This window comes from Sphingopyxis sp. UBA6723, from assembly GCF_002454115.1.
Classification (GTDB): domain Bacteria; phylum Pseudomonadota; class Alphaproteobacteria; order Sphingomonadales; family Sphingomonadaceae; genus Sphingopyxis.
This window is the reverse complement of sequence record NZ_DKIH01000009.1, coordinates 140560-159730: the sequence shown is the minus strand read 5'-3', so window position 1 is coordinate 159730 and position 19171 is coordinate 140560. Positions and strand designations below refer to the sequence as shown.

Sequence of the window (19171 nt, the reverse complement as noted above, 5' to 3'; positions counted from 1 at the left end):
CGAGCGAAGTCGAGACACGCCAGCGCCGCGCCAGACGTCCCTCGACTTCGCTCGGGACGAACGGGGAAGGGGTGCCGTTGTGAGCGACCTCGCCACCCTCCCCGCCGTGCGCGGCAAACTCACCCCGCAAGCACCCCTCGCACCGCTCGTCTGGTTCAAATCGGGCGGCCCCGCCGAGTGGCTGTTCGAACCGAAAGATGCCGACGACCTCGCCGATTTCCTGCGCGATCTTGATCCCGCTGTCCCCGTGATGGCGCTCGGCCTCGGCTCGAACCTGATCGTCCGCGATGGCGGCTTTCCCGGTGTCGTCATCCGGCTAGGCAAGGCTTTCGCGAAAGTCGAAGCGATCGACGCGACGACGCTGCGCTGCGGCGGGGGCGCCTCCGGCATTCTCGTCTCCTCGACCGCGCGCGATGCGGGCATTGCCGGCATGGAATTCCTCCGCTCGATCCCCGGCACCGTCGGTGGCTTCGTGCGCATGAACGGCGGCGCCTATGGCGGTGAGGTTAAAGATATCCTGATCGACGCCGACGTCGTGCTTCGCTCGGGCGAGCGCAAGACGCTGCCGCTCGCCGACCTTGGCTACACCTATCGCCACAGCGAACTGCCTGAGGGCGCGGTGGTGATCGGCGCGACCTTCCGCGGTCGACCCGGCGAACCCGCGGCGATCCAGGCCGAAATGGACCGCATCTCGGCCAGCCGCGAAGCGTCGCAGCCGCTGCGCTCGAAAACCGGCGGCTCGACCTTCAAAAATCCGGAGGCCCACAAGGCGTGGCAGCTCGTCGACGAGGCCGGCTGCCGCGGCTTCGCGGTCGGCGGCGCGCAGGTCAGCGAAAAGCACACCAATTTTCTGATCAACACCGGTGAGGCGACGAGCGCCGACATCGAAGCCCTCGGTGAGGAAGTCCGCCGACGGGTCAAGGACAAGAGCGGCGTGGATTTGCAATGGGAAATACAGCGCGTGGGAGTGGCGAAGTGAGCCGGGGTCCATGGCATGTCGCCGTCCTGATGGGTGGCTGGTCGGCTGAACGCGAAGTGTCGCTGATGAGCGGCAATGGCGTCGCCGACGCGCTGGAATCGCGCGGCCACAAGGTTACGCGCATCGACATGGACCGCGACGTCGCGCAGCGGCTCGCCGAGGCCAAGCCCGATGTCGTTTTCAACGCGCTCCACGGCGTTCCCGGCGAGGACGGGACGGTGCAGGGTATGCTCGACCTGATGGGGCTGAAATATACCCATAGCGGCCTCGTCACTTCGGTGATCGCGATCGACAAGGAATTGACGAAGCAGGCGCTGGTGCCGCATGGTATTCCGATGCCGACGGGGACCATGGTCGACAGCGAAAGCCTCTATTCCATCGACCCCTTGCCGCGCCCCTATGTGCTGAAGCCCGTCAACGAGGGCTCGTCGGTTGGGGTCGCCATCGTCAAGGACGACAGCAATTACGGCAACCCGATCGCGCGCGAAGCCGTCGGTCCGTGGCAGGAGTTCGACCGCCTGCTTGCCGAACCCTTCATCAAGGGGCGCGAGCTGACCGTTGCGGTGCTGGGCGATCAAGCGCTCGCGGTGACCGAGCTGCGCGTCAAGTCGGGCTTTTACGATTATGACGCCAAATATACCGACGGCCTCACCGAACATGTGTGCCCCGCCGATGTCCCGGAGGAAGTCGCGCAGCGGATGAAAGATCTGGCGCTGCAATCGCACCGCCTGCTCGGCTGCAAGGGCGCCTCGCGCTCCGATTTCCGCTGGGACGACGAGCATGGTTTGGCGGGCATCTATCTGCTCGAAGTTAACACCCAGCCGGGAATGACGCCGCTCAGTCTGGTACCCGAACAGGGGCGGGCTGTGGGCATGGACTATGCCGAACTGGTCGAACGCATCGTGGGGGAAGCGTTATGAGTAACACGCGGATCAAGCGCGGCAGCTCGCCGCCGCGGCGCCCGGCGCGGACGCCGAAGAAGCGGCGCAAGGTGCAGACCTCACGGCTCAACGCGATCATCAACGCGCTGCCGATCAGCCCGCAGCGGTTGCAGAAGGTCGCCAACTGGACAATCGGGCTTAGCCTGTTCGCCGTCGCGGGTCTGGCCGCGCACGCGACCGGGGTGACGGCGAAGATCCATGAGGAATATGCGCAGGCGGTCGGCCGCGCCGGATTTCAGGTCAAAAAGGTCGAAGTCGTCGGCGCCGACCGCATCGACCGGCTGAAGGTTTACGACATCGCCCTCGCGCAAAAGGACCGCTCGATGGCGGCGGTCGACCTCGACGGGGTGCGCGGCGATCTGATGCGTTATGGCTGGATCAAGGACGCGCGCGTCTCGCGGCGGCTGCCCGATACGCTCGTCGTCGACATCGTCGAGCGCACCCCGGCGGCGATCTGGCAGCATAACAACCGCCTGTCGCTGATCGACGAAAAGGGCGTGGTGCTCGAACCGGTCACGGTCGCAACGATGCCCGACCTGCCGCTGGTGATCGGCCCCAAGGCGAACCAGCGCTCGCAGGATCTCGACCGCTTACTGGCCGAGGCAAGCAGCCTCAAGGAATTGCTTGCGGGCGCGACCTGGGTCGGCAATCGCCGCTGGGATCTGCGCTTTCGTAGCGGCGAGACGCTGTCGTTGCCGGAGGGCGAGGCCGAGGCGAAAGCCGCGCTCGCCAAATTTGCGCATCTGGATGGCGCTAACCGCTTGCTCGGGCGCGGCATATTGCGTTTCGACATGCGCGATCCGAGCCGCTTCGTGCTACGTCTGCCACACGAGGGGCAGGTGGCGCCCGCGAAGCTCGACGACGCGCGCGCTGCGGTCGATGCCGTCGCGACCGCAGCGTCGAACGAAGGATAAAGCATGGCCCCGCCGCGCATCGAAAAGATCATCACCGCGCTCGATGTCGGGTCGTGGAAGGTCTGTGCGCTGATCGCGGGGCAGACCGCCGATGGCCAGCTCCACGTGCTTGGCACCGGCCAGCGCGAAAGCCGCGGCGTCCAGCGCGGCTATGTCGCCGACATGGAGCAGACCGAGCATATCGTGCGCGAGGCGATCGAACAGGCCGAGCGGATCGCGGGGCTCAACATCGATGACGTCTGGGTCAGCTTTTCGGCCGGCGGGTTGCTCAGCGACGTGGCACCGATCGAAAGCGAACTCGGCGGCCACAGGATCGAGAAAGAAGATATCGACGACCTGCTTGCCGCAGGACGCGCCGGGATCGATCCCGAGGGACGGATGATCCTCCACGCCCAGCCCGCGCTTTATACGCTCGACGGGCTGACCGGGGTCAAGAACCCGATCGGGCTGCACGCCGACCGCCTCGGCGTCGACATTCATATCATCATGGCCGACGGCGCGCCGGTGCGGAACCTGGAGGCGGCGGTGCGGCAGGCGCATCTGGACGTCAACGCGGTTGTCGCGTCGCCGATCGCCGCAGGACTCGCTTGTCTGTCGGACGAGGAACGCGACCTGGGCGTGGCGCTGGTCGAGCTCGGCGCCGCGGTGACGACAGTGTCGCTCTATGCCGGAGGGATGCTCGTCGAAATGGCGTCGCTGCCCTTTGGTGCCAGCGACATCACCGATGACATTGCCTCGGCCTTTGGCATCCGGCGCAGTCAGGCGCAGCGGCTCCAGAGCTTTTACGGCTCGGCCTCGGCCAGCCCGCGCGATAACAACGAAATTATCGAGCTGGAACCCGGAGCGCCGACGAGCGGCGATGCTCCGCGGATCACCCGCGCGCAGTTGGTGACGGTGATCCGCCAACGTCTCGACGCGATGATGGGAGAGATCGGCAGGACGCTCAAAGATCTGCATTTCGTTGGCCCAATCGGGCGCCAAGTGGTACTCGTCGGCGGCGGCGCCGATCTGAAAGGCATTGCCGATTACACCCAGAGCGCACTCGGCCGCGCCGCGCGGGTTGGAAGGCCGCGCGGCCTGCATGGCCTGCCCGATGCGCACAGCGGCCCTGCTTTCGCGACGCTGGCCGGTTTGGTTCTCTATGCCGCGTCGGACCCGGTCGATCTGCGCGATCTGCCGATGATGTCGCAGGACGTCTATCGTCCGGCAAGTACATCGATCCTGCACCGCCTGATGGCGGCGCTGAAAAGCAGCTTTTAGCGGTGAGACGCGAAAAAAGGTTAATTTTTTGGATGATTCCCGCGTCACAATAGTGCAATGCGGTGCAAGAAATCCAGGCGGGAGGACCACCGCCTGGTAGGGTCGCATGGTGAGGGAAGCGGCACAGGTTCGCCGCTGCAGGGAGACTGATTGATGAGCATCAACATTGGCCCGCCACAGGTCGACGAACTGAAGCCGCGGATCGCGGTTATCGGTGTCGGCGGCGCGGGCGGCAATGCCATCGCAAATATGATTGCCTCGCGGGTCGAGGGGGTCGATTTCATCGTCGCGAATACCGACGCGCAGGCGTTGAACGCATCACCCGCCGAGCGGCGCATCCAACTGGGGACGCAGATCACCCAAGGGCTGGGCGCGGGTTCGCGGCCCGAGGTTGGCCGTGCGGCCGCTGAGGAAAGCATCGCACAGGTCGAAGAGGCGCTGAACGGCGCCCATATGTGCTTCATCGCCGCCGGAATGGGCGGCGGCACCGGCACCGGGGCGGCACCCGTGATCGCCAAGGCAGCACGCGACCGCGGCATCCTGACCGTCGGCGTCGTGACCAAGCCCTTCACCTTCGAAGGTCAGCGCCGGATGCGGTCGGCGGACTCGGGCATTGCCGAGCTGCAGGATCATGTCGACACGCTGATCGTCATTCCGAACCAGAATCTGTTTCTGGTCGCCAACCCGAACACGACCTTCAAAGAAGCCTTCACCATGGCGGATGAAGTGTTGCAGCAGGGTGTGCGCGGTATCACCGACCTGATGGTCATGCCTGGCCTGATCAACCTCGATTTTGCCGACGTGCGCAGCGTGATGCGCGAAATGGGCAAGGCGATGATGGGGACCGGCGAAGCCGAAGGCGACGGCCGTGCGCTCGAAGCCGCGCAGAAAGCGATTGCCAACCCGCTGCTTGATGGCGTCTCGATGGCGGGCGCCAAGGGTGTTATCATCTCGATCACCGGCGGCGAAGACATGCGCCTGATGGAAGTCGACGAAGCCGCGAACCATATTCGCGAGCTGGTCGATCCCGATGCGAACATCATCTGGGGCAGTGCGTTCAACGACAGCCTGGATGGCAAGATCCGCGTGTCGGTGGTCGCCACCGGTATCGACAGCACGGGCGAAATGGCGGCGCAGGCTGCACCCGCGACGCGCAGCTTCTCCTTTGCTCCCGCGCGCACGGCAACCCCCGCGCCGGTGGCTGAGGAGGCGTTTGCGCCGGTCGTCGAAGAAGAGCCGGTCGCTGAAGCCCTGGCTGATGGAGCCAATGATCCGGCACCGGGCTTTTCGCTGAGCGACACGGTCGACGTCGAAGCGCCCGCGGCCGAAGAAGAGCCAATGGAATTGTCGCAGGTCGCGGCGACCTATGACGACACCGCGGAAGAGCTGGTGCTCGACGCGCCCGAAGAGCCGGCGACTGATTACCGCACGGCACCGCCCCCGGCATCGGGCGGCGAGGCAGGGGCTGGCGAGGAGTCGCCCGCCCGCTCGATAGGCGGCGGCACGCTGTTCGAACGCATGTCGCGCCTGTCGCGTGGGGCCACGGCGCCGGAGGGCGATGCCGCTGACAAGCAAGACGGGGTGGATATCCCGCGCTTCCTGGGGCGTCAGAACAACCAGTAACGGGGCCATAAACGGCTGCTCGCAGGGCAAGGCAGGCCGGAGATCGGGATGAATTGCCCATGCGGCAAGCGAAAATAACGGCGAGGCCGACACGCGTTCGGCTTTGCGCCGGCGCGTTCGGTGCGTTGTTGCTGGGGTTCATGGCGCCACCTGCCGCCGCGCAGGTGACGCCGCCCGATGCCGCGACCAAGGCCGCGATGGAAAAGCGGACAGCGGCCCGGACTTTGCTGTCGTCTGCGCTCGCCCGCATCGCGTCGAACAACAGCGATCCCCGGGCGCTCCTCGATGCCGGTCGCGCTTCGATTGAGCTGGACGATCATCGCGCCGCGCTCGGCTTTCTGGTGCGCGCCGAGCAGGCCAGCCCGCGCGACGGCGCGATCAAGGCCGCACTCGGTTCGGCAATGGTCCATATGGAGAACCCGACCCGGGCGCTCGACTATTTCGGCGAGGCACAACTTCTCGGGGCGCCTGAGCGACTGTTCCTGTCCGACCGGGCGCTGGCGCGCGATTTGCTGGGGCAGCAGGATGCGGCGCAGCGTGACTATCAGCTGGCGCTCTCGATCGTCCCCAGTGACGAATTGACGCGGCGTTATGCGCTGTCGCTGGGGATCGCCGGCGAGGCGGATCGTGCGATCCAGATGCTGACCCCGCAGCTGCGCGCGCAGGATCGCGGCGCCTGGCGATTGCGCGCGATGATCCTGGCAATGAACGGTCGTGACGGTGAAGCAAGCGAGATCGTTAACGCCACGATGCCGCCCGCGATGGCGCAGAATATCCTGCCCTATCTGACCCAGATGGACCGGCTCAATCCGGCGCAGCAGGCCGCGGCGGCGCATTTCGGGCGTTTCCCGACCGGGCGGCTCGGGCCGAAGCGCCAGCCGGTTCAGGTCGCCGCAGCGACGCCGCCGCCCGCGGCCACAACGGGCCGGCGTCCGACGGGTAGCCAACGTCCGCCGGCGGCCTCGGTGGCTGCGAAACCAACACCTGCACCCACGCCTGCGCCGCGGCCGGTGGGTCCGGCCTACGCGCAGCCGCGCGAAGCGGCCGCGACCCCGCCCGCAGCGACGCCGCGGCGGGAAACCGTTGCGGCACCAGCGGTGCGGCCTTCATCGCAGCGACCGACGCCGGAGAACCCCTTTCCGGCGGCGGGGGGACCGGCGCCGACCGTGGTCCGGTCGGGTCCGACCGCCGACAACCCCTTTCCGTCGGCGGCGGCGGGGGGTGACGCCGGTTCCAAGCCGCCGGTCTTGCAGTCCCCTTTCCGTGAGACGATTCGGCCGCTCCCGGCCGCCCGGACCGATGCGAATGACGCAGGCGCCGCCGTCGTTCGCGAACCGCCGACGGCGACGGCAGCCGCGGTGGATACGCCATCATCCGCGCCGCCCGTCGGACCGGGCTTTTCGCTGGCCGCCGTCGGGCGCGCGGCCGATCCGGTGGCGTCCGTCGCCACACCGGCGCCAGCCAGCGCAGCGCCAGCCAGTGCAGCGCCGGTGCCGCCGCCGCCGGGACCGACCCCGGCGCCCACCGCAGCGGCGCCTTTGCTTCCGCTGGCATCGCTCGCCGATATCGTCGGCTCAATCGAGATTCCGCCCGAGGAGCTGAACGCGTCGGCCAATGCGGTCGATGCGGCGACGCTCGCGAAACTGGTCGAGGACAAGCGCCGCGCCGAAGCAGCCGAAAAGGCCAAGCGCGAAAAGGACGAGGCGGCGGCGAAAGCCAAGGCCGAAGCCGATGCCAAAGCCAAGGCCGAGGCTGCCGAGAAAAAGGCGCATCCGGCACGGATCTGGGTGCAGATCGCGACCGGTGCCAATGCGCGCGCGCTGGCGCTCGATTTCGGGAAATTGGCGAAAAAGCACCCCGCGCTGTTCAAGGGCAAGACCGGCGGCACTGCAGAATGGGGCCGCACGCGGCGCCTGTTGCTTGGCCCGTTTAAGGACCGCAAGGCGGCGCAGGATTGGCTGGCGGATTATAAGAAGGCGGGCGGCGACGGCTTCCCGTTCAACAGCGAGGCGGGCGAAACCGTCGATCCCGTCAAGTGAGCGTCGCCGCCTGCGCCAGTCGTCCCGACGACAGCCGCGGGCGGCGTTTCGACGAAGTCGGCCGCGTCGTTCGCGGGCCGCGCGACGATTTCCAGCGCGACCGCGACCGCATCATCCACTCGATCGCCTTTCGCCGCCTGCGTCACAAGACGCAGGTGTTCGTCGCCCCCGACGGTGATCATTACCGCGTCCGCCTGACCCACAGTATCGAGGTCGCCCAGATCGGGCGCGGTATCGCGCGCGCGCTCGGATTGAACGAGGATCTGACCGAGGCCTTGTGCCTGGCGCACGATATCGGCCATCCGCCCTTTGGTCATGCGGGCGAGGATGCGCTGAAAGCTGCGATGGCGGCGCATGGCGGCTTCGATCACAATGGCCACACACTGCGCACGCTGGCGGCGCTGGAATGTCCCTATCCGCTGTTCGACGGGCTCAACCTGACGTGGGAAACGCTCGAAGGGCTCGCCAAGCATAATGGCCCGGTGACCAACCCGGGCTGGGCGCTGGCGGCGATCGACGATGATTTCCGCCTCGACCTTGGCAGTCATGCCAGTCTGGAAGCGCAGGTAGCGGCGGTGGCCGACGACATCGCTTATGATAATCACGACATCGACGACGGGCTGCGCGCCGGGTTGCTCGACCTCGATCAGTTGATGGAACAGCCGTTTGTCGCCGCCAATTTCGGCGCCGTCGAGGACCGTTTCCCCGGTGCGCCGCGTGACCGCTTGCTGCGCGAACTGGTCCGCGACCAGATCGGGGTGATGGTCAATGATGTGATCGCCGCGACCACGGCCAATGTCGCGGCGGCCGGTGTGGCAAGTGTCGCCGAGGTCCGCGCCGCGGGCCGCTCGCTCGGCGGCTTTTCCCCCGGACTCGCTGCCGAGGAGCGCGAACTGAAACGTTTCATGTACGCCAATCTTTATCACCACCCCGAACAGGTCGCCGCCGCAGCAGCAGCGAACCAAGTCGTCGGGCGGCTGTTCGCTGCCTATGCCGACGATCCGCGGCTGATGGGCGAGGATTGGTCGGCGAGGCTGCCCGGCGAAGAATGCGCGACAGTGCGCCACATCGGCGACTATATTGCCGGGATGACCGATCGTTTTGCCATCGACCGCTATGCCGAGATTTTCGGACGTGCCGACGTGCCGGAGGCGTTGGCGCATGTCTAACGCACTGATCGTCGGCGCGACGGGGCTGGTTGGCAGCGCCGTGATCGACGCGTTTGGCGACCGCAGTGTCACAATCGTTACGCGGCGGCCGGTCGAGGGGCTGCTGCCGCACCATGCCGAACGCGTGGCGCCGCCCGACAACTGGCCCGACATCATCGCCGCCGAAAAGCCCGCGGTATTGATCTGTTGCCTTGGCACCACGATCCGGCAGGCGGGCTCGCAAGCGGCGTTTCGCGCCGTCGACCATGACCTGATCCTCGCCGCGGCGCGTGGCGCCCGGCAAGGCGGCACGGCGCATATGATCGTCGTCAGCTCGGTCGGAGCTTCAGCGAAAGCGGGCAATTTCTATCTGCGCACCAAGGGTGAGACCGAGGATGGGCTGCGCGCCTTGGGGTTTGAGCGGCTCGACCTGATCCGCCCCGGCCTGCTGCTCGGCGACCGACCCGGGCCGCCACGGCTGGGCGAGGGGCTGGCGACGATCGCGGCGCCGCTCGCCGATGCTTTGCTGCACGGGTCGTTCCGCCGCTACCGCTCGATTCACGGTGCCACGGTTGCCGCCGCCATCGTCAATCTCGCGGGGCAGGGCGGTTCTGGTGTGTATATCCACGAAAACGACGCCATCCGCGCGCTCGCCGATTGACTCCGTTTAAGGGCAGCGCCAAGGCTCGGGCGTCTGTCGCGTTCCGCAAGGGATTCGACCGGCCGCGCGGGAGAGCGTGAGGGCAGGGCAACCGGCGCCTCACCACCGAAGGAGCAACCGCCCCGGAAACTCTCAGGTCAGCAGGACCGCGCAGGCTGGAACGGACACTCTGGAAAGCGTTCCGGCTGGTTGCTGGAACCACCGAAGGGGTAACCCCGGACTTTGTTGCCGGGGGAAAACTCTCAGGTTCCCGTGACAGAGGGGGCATGGCGAAAGGCGCGGCACCCCGCCGCGCATCCGCCGTGCAACCGCGGGAGACTGACATGACCGAAACCGAACAGCTGGACGAAGACGGCGCGATCGAAGCCGCGACCGAAGTGCTGCCGCTCGACGCCTGGCATCGCGCCAAAGGCGGCCGGATGGTCGAATTCGCCGGTTACTGGATGCCGATTCAATATGAAGGCATCATGGCCGAACATCTGTGGGTGCGTGAACACGCCGGGCTGTTCGACGTGAGCCATATGGGGCAAATGCTGCTGTCGCACGAGGGCGGCGACATGGCAGCGCTCGATGCCGCGGTCGAGACCCTGCTGCCGATCGACCTATCGACACTCCAAATGGGCATGCAGCGCTACTCGCTGCTGTTGGCCGAAGATGGCGGCGTTCTCGACGACCTGATGGTCTCTCGCTGGCCTGACTATCTCTATCTGGTCGTCAATGGCGCGACCAAATGGGACGATATCGGCCATCTGCGTGAGTTTCTGCCCGACGACATTGTCATCAATCATCTCGACGATCAGGCGCTGCTGGCGCTGCAGGGTCCGGGCGCGGCGGCGGCGCTGGGCCGCCATGTGACCGGAGAATGGCCGCTGTCGGCGCTGGTTTTTATGCGCCTTGGTGCGTTTCAGATCGGCGGCGTGCCGGCGACGATCAGCCGGTCGGGCTACACCGGGGAAGACGGGTTCGAAATTTCGATACCTGCCGAGGCCGCGGCAGCCGTTGCCGATCTGCTGTGCGCCGAGCCTGAGGTCAAGCCGATCGGCCTTGGGGCGCGCGATTCGTTGCGGCTGGAGGCGGGGTTGCCGCTCTATGGCCATGATCTCGACCCGGCGATCGATCCGGTCGAAGGCGACCTGGCGTTCGCGATCAGCAAGCGCCGCCGCGAGGAAGGCGGCTTCCCCGGTGCGGCACGCATTTTGGGCCATCTGGCCGACGGCAGCCCGCGCAAGCGCGTCGGCCTGCTTGTCGATGGAAAAATGCCGGTGCGCGAGGGTGCCAAGCTGTTCGACGGCAACACGGAAATCGGTGTTGTGACCTCGGGCGGCTTCGCCCCCAGCGTCGGCGCGCCGATCGCTATGGGCTATGTGCCGCGCGACCATGCCGAACCCGGCACCGCGCTCGCCGCTGAAGTGCGCGGCAAGCGGGTGGCCTGCACCGTCGCCGCCATGCCCTTTGTTCCACATAATTATGTTCGTAAAACAGGAGCTTGACCGATGCCGCGTTACTATACCGAAGAACATGAGTGGATCGATGTCGACGGCGACGTCGCGACGGTCGGCATCACCGATTTCGCGCAGGGCCAGCTTGGCGACATCGTGTTCGTCGAAGTTCCCGACACCGGCGCCGAGCTGAGCCAAGGCGGCGACGCCGCGGTGGTCGAATCGGTGAAGGCAGCGAGCGACGTCTATGCCCCCGTCGACGGCACCGTGACCGAAGGCAACAGCCAGCTCGAGGAGGATCCGGCGCTCGTCAATTCGGACCCCGAAGGCGAGGGCTGGTTCTTCCGCCTGGCGCTGAGCGACAAAAGCCAGCTCGACGGGTTGATGGATGCGAAGGCGTACAAAGCCTTTTGCGACGCGCTGTAGTCAGTTGCCCTCCCGCAAGCGGGAGGGCGGAGAAATGCCATCGCCACCGAACCCGCGCTGACCAATTGCCGCCTGATGGTGGCGACGCCCATCTATGAGGGCGCGCAGGGTACCTATGTCCGCGCCGCGCTCGCGCTTGCTCTCCGGGCGCAGGCGGCGGGCATTTCGGTGCGGTTCGAGTTCATCCTGTATCAGCCGTCGATCACCCGCGCGCGCAACATCCTGACCGCGATGTTCCTTGCCAGCGATTGCACCCATCTGCTGTTCATCGATGCCGACATCGATTTTTCGGCGGACGACGTGTTCGCGCTCGTCCGCGCGATGGAGGCGAAGCCCGAATGCGGGGTACTGGGCGGCGCCTATCCGCGGCGGATGATCAACTGGGGCAATGTGGCGCGCGCGGTCGAGCAGGGGCTGGCGAAGGAAAACCCCGCCGATCTGGCCCGCTTCACCGGCGATTTTGCGCTGCATTTCCTGAATCCCGAGCAGAATTTCAAGATGACCGACCTGGTCGAACTGACCCGGCTCGGCACCGCGATGATGCTGATCCGCCGCGCGGTGCTTGAAGGCATGGCGAAGGCGATGCCCGAGCTGGTGTTCCGGCCCGACCCTGCCGAGCGGCAGGCGCACGGCGTCGGTGACATCGTCCCCGCCTTTTTTTGCCCCTATATCGAGCCCGAAAGCCAGGCTCTGCTGTCCGACGATTATGCCTTTTGCCGCCGCGTGCGCGACGCAGGCTTTCGCATCTGGCTCGCGCCGTGGATCCGCACAACCCATGCCGGCCCGGCGATCTTCTCCGGCACGCTTGCCGATACCGTCCAGCTTTTTGCCAAAAAACCAGCTTCTTCTGCGGAGTAGTTCATGCGTTACCTCCCCCTTACGACCGATGACCGCAGCGCGATGCTCGCCACCATTGGCGCGACGTCGATCGACGATCTGTTTGCCGATGTTCCCGTCAATGCGCGGCTCGACGGGCCGATTGCGGACTTGCCGCTGCACGCCAGCGAGCTGGCGGTCGAGCGCCATATGGCCGCGCTGGCACGCCGGAACCGCGCCGCGGGCGACGGGCCGTTTTTCCTTGGCGCCGGCGCCTATCGCCACCATGTCCCCGCCAGCGTCGATCACTTGATCCAGCGCGGCGAGTTCCTGACCGCCTACACCCCGTACCAGCCCGAAATCGCGCAGGGTACGCTGCAGATGCTGTTCGAATTCCAGTCGCAGGTCGCGCGCCTGCTCGGCACCGACGTCGCCAATGCGTCGATGTACGACGGCTCGACCGCGTGCTGGGAAGCGATCGTGATGGCGCGGCGGATCACCAAGCGCGGCAAGGCGTTGCTCTCGACCGGGCTGCACCCGCATTACCGCAGCGTCGCGCGGACGATGGCGAAATATACCGGCGATGTGCTGGTCGATGGCGACCCCAGCCTGGAGGCGGGGACCGACTGGGCGGCGCTGGCGGACAGCATCGACAAGGACACGAGCTGCGTTGTCGTCCAATATCCCGACATCCTCGGCCGCATCGATGATATGACCGCATTGGCCTCGGCGTGTCAGGCGGCGGGGGCGCTGCTGATCGCGGTGGTCACCGAACCCGTCGCGCTCGGCCTGATCAAGGCGCCGGGCGAAATGGGTGCCGACATCGTGGTCGGTGAGGGGCAGTCGATCGGTGTCGGGTTGCAATTCGGCGGGCCTTATGTCGGCCTGTTCGCCTGCAAGACCAAATATGTTCGCCAGATGCCGGGCCGCCTGTGCGGTGAGACGGTTGACGCGAATGGCAAGCGCGGCTTTGTGTTGACGCTGTCGACGCGCGAGCAGCATATCCGCCGCGAAAAGGCGACGAGCAATATCTGCACCAATTCAGGACTTTGCGCGCTGGCCTTCAGCATTCATATGACCTTGCTCGGCGAAGCAGGGCTGCGCCAGCTCGCGGCGATCAACCATGGCCGCGCCAAGATGGCTGCGACCGAACTGGCCAAAATCCCGGGCGTGTCGGTGCTGAACAACAGCTATTTCAACGAATTCACCCTGCTGCTGCCGACCGAAGCACGCCCGGTGATTCACAAGCTGGCGGAACGCGATATCCTCGGCGGCGTGTCGCTCGGTCGTCTCTACCCCGCCAACGCAAACTTGGCGAACGGCCTCGTCGTCGCCGTCACCGAAACCGTCACCGAGGCGGATATTTCCGCCTTCGCTGCCGCTCTGAGGGAGGTGCTGGCATGACCGCGCTCAATCCTGGCGGCTGGCGCCCCGAAATGACCGCCGCGGGCGGTGCCGACGACACCACCACCTTCACCGGCAACCGCGCGCTGATGCTCGAGGAAGCGCTGATCTTCGAGATTGGTTCGACCGCGACCACCGGCGTCGATTTCGACGAAGCCGCACCCGCCGCGGACCTCGGCGCGCTGGCGCGCACCGCGCCGATCGGCCTGCCGGGGCTCAGCGAAGCCGAAACGGTGCGCCATTACACGCGCCTGTCGCGGCAGAATTACGCGATCGACCTCGGCCTGTTCCCGCTCGGCAGCTGCACAATGAAGCACAACCCGCGCCTCAACGAAAAGGTGGCGCGCATGCCTGGCTTTGCCGACGCGCATCCGTTGCAGCCGCAGGAAACGGTGCAGGGCGCCTATGCTGTCATCCACGAGCTCGCCGAATGGCTGATCACCCTGACCGGCATGGACAGCGTCGCGATGTCGCCGAAGGCGGGCGCGCATGGCGAGCTGTGCGGTATTTTGTGCATCAAGGCGGCACTCGAAGCGCGCGGCGAAGACCGGCGGGTGATCCTGGTCCCCGAAAGCGCGCACGGCACCAACCCGGCGACCGCGGCGTTTGCAGGCTTCACGGTCGAGGATATTCCGGCAACCGAGGCAGGCCGCGTCAACCTTGAAGCGCTCAAGGCTCGCCTTGGCCCCGACGTCGCGGGGGTGATGATCACCAACCCTAACACCTGCGGCCTGTTCGAGCGCGACATGAAGGCGATTTCGGACGCGGTCCATGCCGCGGGCGGCTATGTCTATTGCGACGGCGCCAATTTCAACGCGATCGTCGGCCGGGTGCGCCCCGGCGATCTGGGCGTCGACGCGATGCACATCAACCTGCACAAGACCTTCTCGACCCCGCACGGCGGCGGCGGCCCAGGGTCGGGGCCGGTGGTGTTGTCGGAAGCGCTGGCACCTTTCGCGCCCTTGCCGTTCGTGACCAAGCATGCCGAGGGTTTCCGCCTGATCGAAGAGGAAAGCGCAGGCGAGGATCATCCGCAAACTTTTGGCCGCATGACCGCTTTCCACGGCCAGATGGGCATGTTCACCCGCGCGCTGACCTATATCCTCAGCCACGGCGCCGATGGTCTCAAGCAGGTCGCCGAGGATGCGGTGCTCAACGCCAATTATGTCCTGCGCAGCCTGGAGGATGTCCTCGACGCGCCGTTCGCGGCATCGGGGCCGTGCATGCACGAGGCGCTGTTCAGCGACAAAGGCCTTGCCGAGGGTTTCTCGACCCTCGACATCGCCAAGGGTCTGATCGACGAAGGCTATCATCCGATGACGGTCTATTTCCCGCTCGTCGTCCACGGCGCCATGCTCGTCGAGCCGACTGAGACCGAGAGCAAGGCGGCGCTCGACCAGTTCATCGGCGCGCTGCGCAGTGTGGCGATGCGTGCCAAGAATGGCGACCCGGCGCTGAAAACCGCTCCGCATTTCGCGCCGCGCGCGCGGCTCGACGAAACCGCCGCGGCGCGCAAGCCGATCCTGGCGTGGAACGAGCCCGCCGCCGCACCCGGCACCCCGTCGCTGAGCGAGATCGGCGGCAGTTGAGCGAAGGCGGCGACAGCGGTGTGAAACGCACCGCCACCGGCTGCCTGGCCGGCGGGGCGTTGTTCGCGGTCGTCTTCGTCGCCGTCTGGCTCGCCGCAATCACGCTCTACGGGCTGGTCGTCGAGCAATGGGAGCTGATCGACGTGCGCCGCGAGTTCAGCTACGACTGGGCGTTTCTCTACGGTCCGCTGATCGCGCTCGGGCTGGGCCTCGCCGCGGCCTTCGCGGCAACGCGGCGACTGCCCGCGGCGCGGGTGACGCTGTTGATTGTGACGACCGGCTTGGTAACGCTGTTCGCCGGTATCTTTCTGTTCGGGCTTGGCGGGCTGCTCTAGCACTGGCAAGAAGCAGCCGAAGGGGGGGGTGATGACTAGCGGACAGGGACGGCTCGATGCCTTTACTGACGCGGCCTTTGCCTTTGCGGTGACGCTAATGGTCGCTGGTACGGGCGGCATGGCCCCAGACTATCGGCAGCTCGAAGCGGCGATCGCCGGGGCGCCGAGCTTCGCAATCGCCTTCGCGATTATCGCGATGTTCTGGCTGGCGCATGTCCGCGCGCGACGGATGGTCGGCGAGGGCGACTGGCGGTTTCTGCTGCTCACTCTCGCGCTGGTCTTCACCGTTTTGCTCTATGTCCACCCGCTGCGCGCGATGGCTTCGAGCTTTGCAGCCTTCATTGCGGGGCGGGCGGGCGATTATGATGGCCGCCTGGGGCAGATGTTCGCGCTCTATGGCGCCGGTTTCATCCTGATGTCGCTGCTGACCGCCGGTCTTTTTGCAGTTGCCCGCCGCAATCCGCTGATAGACGCGCAGGGACATCGCGAAGCCTTTGGCCAGGTGATCATCTGGCTGATTTTGGGGGCAACGGGTCTGCTGTCGACGATCATGACCTTTTTTCGTTCGACGGTTCCGCTGGCGCCGATGGTGTATGCGACGCTGCCGATCAGCATCGGCATTTTTGCGTCGCGCTATCGCTGGACCGAACCCATCGTGGCGACGGCCGAAAAGGAGCAAGCATGACCTGGGACACAATCTTTCTGCTCGCCAATTATTGGGCCTTCGCCAGCTGGATTGCGCTCGCCCTCCTGCCGCGTGGTCCGAAAGTTCTGGCGGTGATCCTCTACGCCGGGGTGTTCCTGCTCTGCCTCGCCTACACCGTGATGATTGTCGGGTTCCTGACCGGCGGGATCGATCCCGGCGGTCCCGGCGGCGGTGATTTCACGACGCTGGCGGGGGTGATGAAGCTGTTCGACAGCCCTGGCGGCGCGACCCTCGGGTGGGTTCACTATCTGGCGTTCGACTTGTTCACCGGCATGTGGATCGCGCGTGACGCCGATCAAAAGGGCTTCAGCCGCGTCGTGCAATTCCCGTTCCTGTTCCTGACGCTGATGGTCGGCCCGGTCGGGCTGCTCGCATGGCTGATCGTGCGCGAGCGCCGCGCCCGGGCGCAGGCCAAGGCCTGATGGCATCGTCACCGCCGTGGATGCCCAGCGACGGCGGCAGCGACGCCAAGCGCCACGCCCCGGCGACGCTGCGCAACCGCGATGCGATCGCGGCGGTGCTCGCCGATTGGCTGCCCGCGGNNCCTGGATTAACAAGAAAACCATTTGCCCCATCTTCAATCAATTCTAATGTTCCGCCCACATTGCCACCTATAATAGGGAGTCCCGGTGCTGGAAGTCGCCAGCGGATCGGGTGAGCATATCGTCCATTTCGCCGCGACCTTTCCGGCGCTCGACTGGCAACCGAGCGACCCCGATCCCGCGGGACTGGTGTCGATCGCCGCATGGAGCGCCGAGGCCGGACTGGCCAATATCGCGCCGCCGCTCGCGCTCGATGCCGCGGCTGACGACTGGCCGATCGACCGGGCCGATGCGATCCTGTGCATCAACATGGTGCATATCAGTCCGTGGGCCGCGACGCTGGGGTTGCTGGCGGGCGCGGCGCGGTTGCTGCCCGGCGGGGCTCCGCTGATCCTCTACGGCCCCTATATCGAACCCGACGTGCCGACCGCTGATAGCAATTTGGCCTTCGATGCCAGCCTGCGGATGCGCGATCCGACGTGGGGACTCCGCCAGATCGATGACGTCAAGGCCGCAGCCGTCGCCGCGGGCCTGACCTTCGCCGAACGCCGCGCGATGCCCGCGAACAACCTGATGCTGCTGCTGCGCCGCACCTGACGTTGCTGACAGGGTTGTCGATACGCGCTTTACCTGCCGCCCACAGCCGCTAGCCTTTCCCCAATTGCACGCAAAAGATGCGATTCGAGGAGAGAGATTTCATGCCGCGCGACGTTTCGGAGCTTTTCACATTCGACGAATTCCTGACCCATTGGGCCAGCGAGCGCGCCGACCGCGTCGCGCTGCGCGAGGAAGACCGTGTTTACACCTATGCGCAGCTCGACGAAGCGACCGCGAAAGTCGCGTCGGCACTGTTCGCCGCGGGGCTGCAAAAGGGCGACCGGATCGCGTGGATCGGCAAGAACAGCGATCTTTATTTCATCCTCTTCTACGGCGCCGCGCGCGCCGGGATCGTGATGGCGCCGATCGGCTGGCGGCTGTCGCCGACCGAATGGGCGTTCATCGTCAACGATACGCAGGCAAAGATGGTGTTTGCGGGGCCGGGTTTCGAAAATCTGGACGAGCAGCTGGCGGGCAAGCTCGACCACGCCCCGACCATCGTCAGTGCTGCCGAAGCGCGGGCGATGATCAATGGCGCCGCGCGAACCCCCTTCGTCCCGTCGGGCACCGATGATGCGGTGCTCCAGCTTTACACCTCGGGCACCACCGGCAATCCCAAGGGCGCAGTGCTGTCGAACCGCAACCTGTTCGCGCTGCGCAAACATTCGAACGACCTCGACCTGCCGTACACCAAATGGGACGATGACGAGGCGGTGCTGGTGGCGATGCCGTGTGCGCATATCGGCGGCACCGGGCTGGGCATTATGGCGCTCGCCGCCGGGCTGCCCGGCATCATCCTTGCCGAATTCAATCCCGATGGGGTGTTCGATGCGGTCGAGCAGCATGGCGTGACGCGTTTCTTCATGGTCCCCGCGGCGTTACAATTTCTGCTCATGCACCCGCGCTGCGCGACGGTCGATTACAGCCGCCTGAAATATATCCTCTACGGCGCCGCGCCGATCCCGCTCGAATTGCTGCGCCAGTGCATCCAGATGTTCGGCGCGCAGTTTATTCAGGCCTATGGCATGACCGAAACCACCGGCACCATATCGATGCTGCCGCCCGAAGATCATGATCCCGCGGGCAATGCGCGAATGCGCTCGGCGGGCAAGCCGTTGCCGGGGGTCGAGATCAAGATCCTTGGTCCCGATGGCGAGGAAGTCCCGGTCGGTGATGTCGGAGAGGTCGTCACAAGGTCGTCGAACAACATGCTGGGATATTGGAACCTGCCCGACGCGACGGCCAAGACGGTCAGCGCCGACGGCTGGATCCGCACCGGCGACGCGGGCTATCTGGACGAGGACGGCTATCTGTTCATCCACGACCGGATGAAGGACATGATCATTTCGGGCGGCGAGAATATCTATCCCGCCGAGGTCGAAAGCGCGATTTTCGGTCACCCCGCGGTGCAGGAGGTCGCGGTGTTCGGCATCCCCGACGACAAATGGGGCGAGAGCGTGAAAGCCGTGTGCGTCGCCAAGCCGGGCATGACCGTCGAGGAGGCCGACATCATCGCCTGGGCGCGCGAACGCATCGCGCCGTTCAAATGCCCGCGCAGCGTCGATGTGATTGATGCTTTGCCAAGGAATGCGTCGGGCAAGATTTTGCGCAAGGATTTGCGGGCGCCTTACTGGGCTGGGTATGCGCGGATGGTGAATTGAGAGCGGTTAGCGACTGAAACTAGCCGTCGCCCCCGCGAAGGCGGGGGCCGCTGTCGGTTTGCGCGGCAGCGGAGGGACAGGCTGCTTGCCG

Annotated in this window: 17 protein-coding genes, 1 pseudogene and 2 riboswitches; all 18 genes and pseudogenes read left to right on the top strand. The window is 66.0% G+C overall.

Annotated features, from left to right (window positions below; all coding sequences use genetic code 11):
* Positions 1 to 79 precede the first annotated feature (79 nt).
* The 18 genes and pseudogenes from murB (at position 80) to B4F07_RS06795 (ending at position 19080) form a co-directional block, all read left to right on the top strand.
* A complete protein-coding gene (gene murB / locus B4F07_RS06880; protein ID WP_293703068.1) occupies positions 80 to 979 on the top strand; it encodes a UDP-N-acetylmuramate dehydrogenase in 900 nt (299 codons plus the stop codon).
* On the top strand, positions 976 to 1899 hold the full coding sequence (locus B4F07_RS06875) for a D-alanine--D-alanine ligase (RefSeq protein WP_293703071.1): 924 nt from the start codon (positions 976 to 978) through the stop codon (positions 1897 to 1899). Before murB ends, B4F07_RS06875 begins: the two co-directional genes overlap by 4 nt.
* Positions 1896 to 2834, top strand: coding sequence for a cell division protein FtsQ/DivIB (locus tag B4F07_RS06870; protein WP_293703074.1), 939 nt, complete (start codon positions 1896 to 1898; stop codon positions 2832 to 2834). The genes B4F07_RS06875 and B4F07_RS06870 overlap by 4 nt, the downstream gene beginning before the upstream one ends.
* Before the next feature lie 3 nt (positions 2835 to 2837).
* Positions 2838 to 4094 (top strand): cell division protein FtsA, encoded by a 1257-nt coding sequence (gene ftsA / locus B4F07_RS06865; RefSeq protein WP_293703076.1) that lies wholly within the window; start codon positions 2838 to 2840, stop codon positions 4092 to 4094.
* Between the two features lie 153 nt (positions 4095 to 4247).
* Positions 4248 to 5717: a cell division protein FtsZ gene (gene ftsZ / locus B4F07_RS06860; RefSeq protein WP_293703079.1), complete on the top strand. Its 1470-nt coding sequence runs from the start codon at positions 4248 to 4250 to the stop codon at positions 5715 to 5717.
* A 140-nt stretch (positions 5718 to 5857) separates the two neighbouring features.
* The gene (locus tag B4F07_RS06855; RefSeq protein ID WP_293703081.1) at positions 5858 to 7756 is read left to right on the top strand and encodes an SPOR domain-containing protein; all 1899 of its coding nucleotides are present in this window, start codon (positions 5858 to 5860) and stop codon (positions 7754 to 7756) included.
* A complete protein-coding gene (locus B4F07_RS06850) occupies positions 7753 to 8925 on the top strand; it encodes a deoxyguanosinetriphosphate triphosphohydrolase (protein WP_293703084.1) in 1173 nt (390 codons plus the stop codon). Before B4F07_RS06855 ends, B4F07_RS06850 begins: the two co-directional genes overlap by 4 nt.
* The gene (locus B4F07_RS06845; RefSeq protein WP_293703087.1) at positions 8918 to 9565 is read left to right on the top strand and encodes an NAD-dependent dehydratase; all 648 of its coding nucleotides are present in this window, start codon (positions 8918 to 8920) and stop codon (positions 9563 to 9565) included. The genes B4F07_RS06850 and B4F07_RS06845 overlap by 8 nt, the downstream gene beginning before the upstream one ends.
* Before the next feature lie 57 nt (positions 9566 to 9622).
* A riboswitch (glycine riboswitch) is annotated at positions 9623 to 9724 on the top strand.
* Positions 9725 to 9834: riboswitch (glycine riboswitch) on the top strand. It abuts the riboswitch before it with no gap.
* A 54-nt stretch (positions 9835 to 9888) separates the two neighbouring features.
* Positions 9889 to 11055 (top strand): glycine cleavage system aminomethyltransferase GcvT, encoded by a 1167-nt coding sequence (gcvT, locus tag B4F07_RS06840; protein WP_293703090.1) that lies wholly within the window; start codon positions 9889 to 9891, stop codon positions 11053 to 11055.
* Between the two features lie 3 nt (positions 11056 to 11058).
* Positions 11059 to 11430, top strand: coding sequence for a glycine cleavage system protein GcvH (gcvH, locus tag B4F07_RS06835; RefSeq protein ID WP_293703093.1), 372 nt, complete (start codon positions 11059 to 11061; stop codon positions 11428 to 11430).
* Between the two features lie 75 nt (positions 11431 to 11505).
* Positions 11506 to 12288 (top strand): glycosyltransferase family 2 protein, encoded by a 783-nt coding sequence (locus tag B4F07_RS06830; RefSeq protein ID WP_293703096.1) that lies wholly within the window; start codon positions 11506 to 11508, stop codon positions 12286 to 12288.
* Positions 12289 to 12291: 3 nt separating this feature from the next.
* A complete protein-coding gene (gcvPA, locus tag B4F07_RS06825) occupies positions 12292 to 13650 on the top strand; it encodes an aminomethyl-transferring glycine dehydrogenase subunit GcvPA (protein ID WP_293703099.1) in 1359 nt (452 codons plus the stop codon).
* Positions 13647 to 15239, top strand: coding sequence for an aminomethyl-transferring glycine dehydrogenase subunit GcvPB (gcvPB, locus tag B4F07_RS06820; RefSeq protein ID WP_414711727.1), 1593 nt, complete (start codon positions 13647 to 13649; stop codon positions 15237 to 15239). Before gcvPA ends, gcvPB begins: the two co-directional genes overlap by 4 nt.
* A 20-nt stretch (positions 15240 to 15259) precedes the next feature.
* On the top strand, positions 15260 to 15574 hold the full coding sequence (locus tag B4F07_RS06815; protein WP_293703102.1) for a hypothetical protein: 315 nt from the start codon (positions 15260 to 15262) through the stop codon (positions 15572 to 15574).
* A gap of 31 nt (positions 15575 to 15605) precedes the next feature.
* Entirely contained in the window at positions 15606 to 16259 is a 654-nt protein-coding gene (locus B4F07_RS06810; protein WP_293703104.1) for a TMEM175 family protein, read from the top strand.
* The gene (locus tag B4F07_RS06805; RefSeq protein ID WP_293703107.1) at positions 16256 to 16702 is read left to right on the top strand and encodes an ABA4-like family protein; all 447 of its coding nucleotides are present in this window, start codon (positions 16256 to 16258) and stop codon (positions 16700 to 16702) included. The genes B4F07_RS06810 and B4F07_RS06805 overlap by 4 nt, the downstream gene beginning before the upstream one ends.
* Positions 16702 to 17419 (top strand): annotated as a pseudogene (locus tag B4F07_RS06800) (DUF938 domain-containing protein). Before B4F07_RS06805 ends, B4F07_RS06800 begins: the two are co-directional and overlap by 1 nt.
* A gap of 101 nt (positions 17420 to 17520) precedes the next feature.
* On the top strand, positions 17521 to 19080 hold the full coding sequence (locus B4F07_RS06795) for a fatty acid--CoA ligase (protein ID WP_293703112.1): 1560 nt from the start codon (positions 17521 to 17523) through the stop codon (positions 19078 to 19080).
* Positions 19081 to 19171: the final 91 nt, after the last annotated feature.

Excerpts from the sequence above, each read along its gene's own strand:
- B4F07_RS06810 (WP_293703104.1), top strand. The coding sequence starts at position 15,606 with ATGACTAGCGGACAGGGACGGCTCGATGCCTTTACTGACGCGGCCTTT.
- B4F07_RS06845 (WP_293703087.1), top strand. The coding sequence starts at position 8,918 with ATGTCTAACGCACTGATCGTCGGCGCGACGGGGCTGGTTGGCAGCGCC.
- gcvT (WP_293703090.1), top strand. The coding sequence starts at position 9,889 with ATGACCGAAACCGAACAGCTGGACGAAGACGGCGCGATCGAAGCCGCG.
- gcvPA (WP_293703099.1), top strand. The coding sequence starts at position 12,292 with ATGCGTTACCTCCCCCTTACGACCGATGACCGCAGCGCGATGCTCGCC.
- B4F07_RS06830 (WP_293703096.1), top strand. The coding sequence starts at position 11,506 with ATGGTGGCGACGCCCATCTATGAGGGCGCGCAGGGTACCTATGTCCGC.
- ftsA (WP_293703076.1), top strand. The coding sequence starts at position 2,838 with ATGGCCCCGCCGCGCATCGAAAAGATCATCACCGCGCTCGATGTCGGG.
- gcvH (WP_293703093.1), top strand. The coding sequence starts at position 11,059 with ATGCCGCGTTACTATACCGAAGAACATGAGTGGATCGATGTCGACGGC.
- ftsZ (WP_293703079.1), top strand. The coding sequence starts at position 4,248 with ATGAGCATCAACATTGGCCCGCCACAGGTCGACGAACTGAAGCCGCGG.
- B4F07_RS06805 (WP_293703107.1), top strand. The coding sequence starts at position 16,256 with ATGACCTGGGACACAATCTTTCTGCTCGCCAATTATTGGGCCTTCGCC.
- B4F07_RS06870 (WP_293703074.1), top strand. The coding sequence starts at position 1,896 with ATGAGTAACACGCGGATCAAGCGCGGCAGCTCGCCGCCGCGGCGCCCG.
- B4F07_RS06795 (WP_293703112.1), top strand. The coding sequence starts at position 17,521 with ATGCCGCGCGACGTTTCGGAGCTTTTCACATTCGACGAATTCCTGACC.
- B4F07_RS06855 (WP_293703081.1), top strand. The coding sequence starts at position 5,858 with ATGGCGCCACCTGCCGCCGCGCAGGTGACGCCGCCCGATGCCGCGACC.
- gcvPB (WP_414711727.1), top strand. The coding sequence starts at position 13,647 with ATGACCGCGCTCAATCCTGGCGGCTGGCGCCCCGAAATGACCGCCGCG.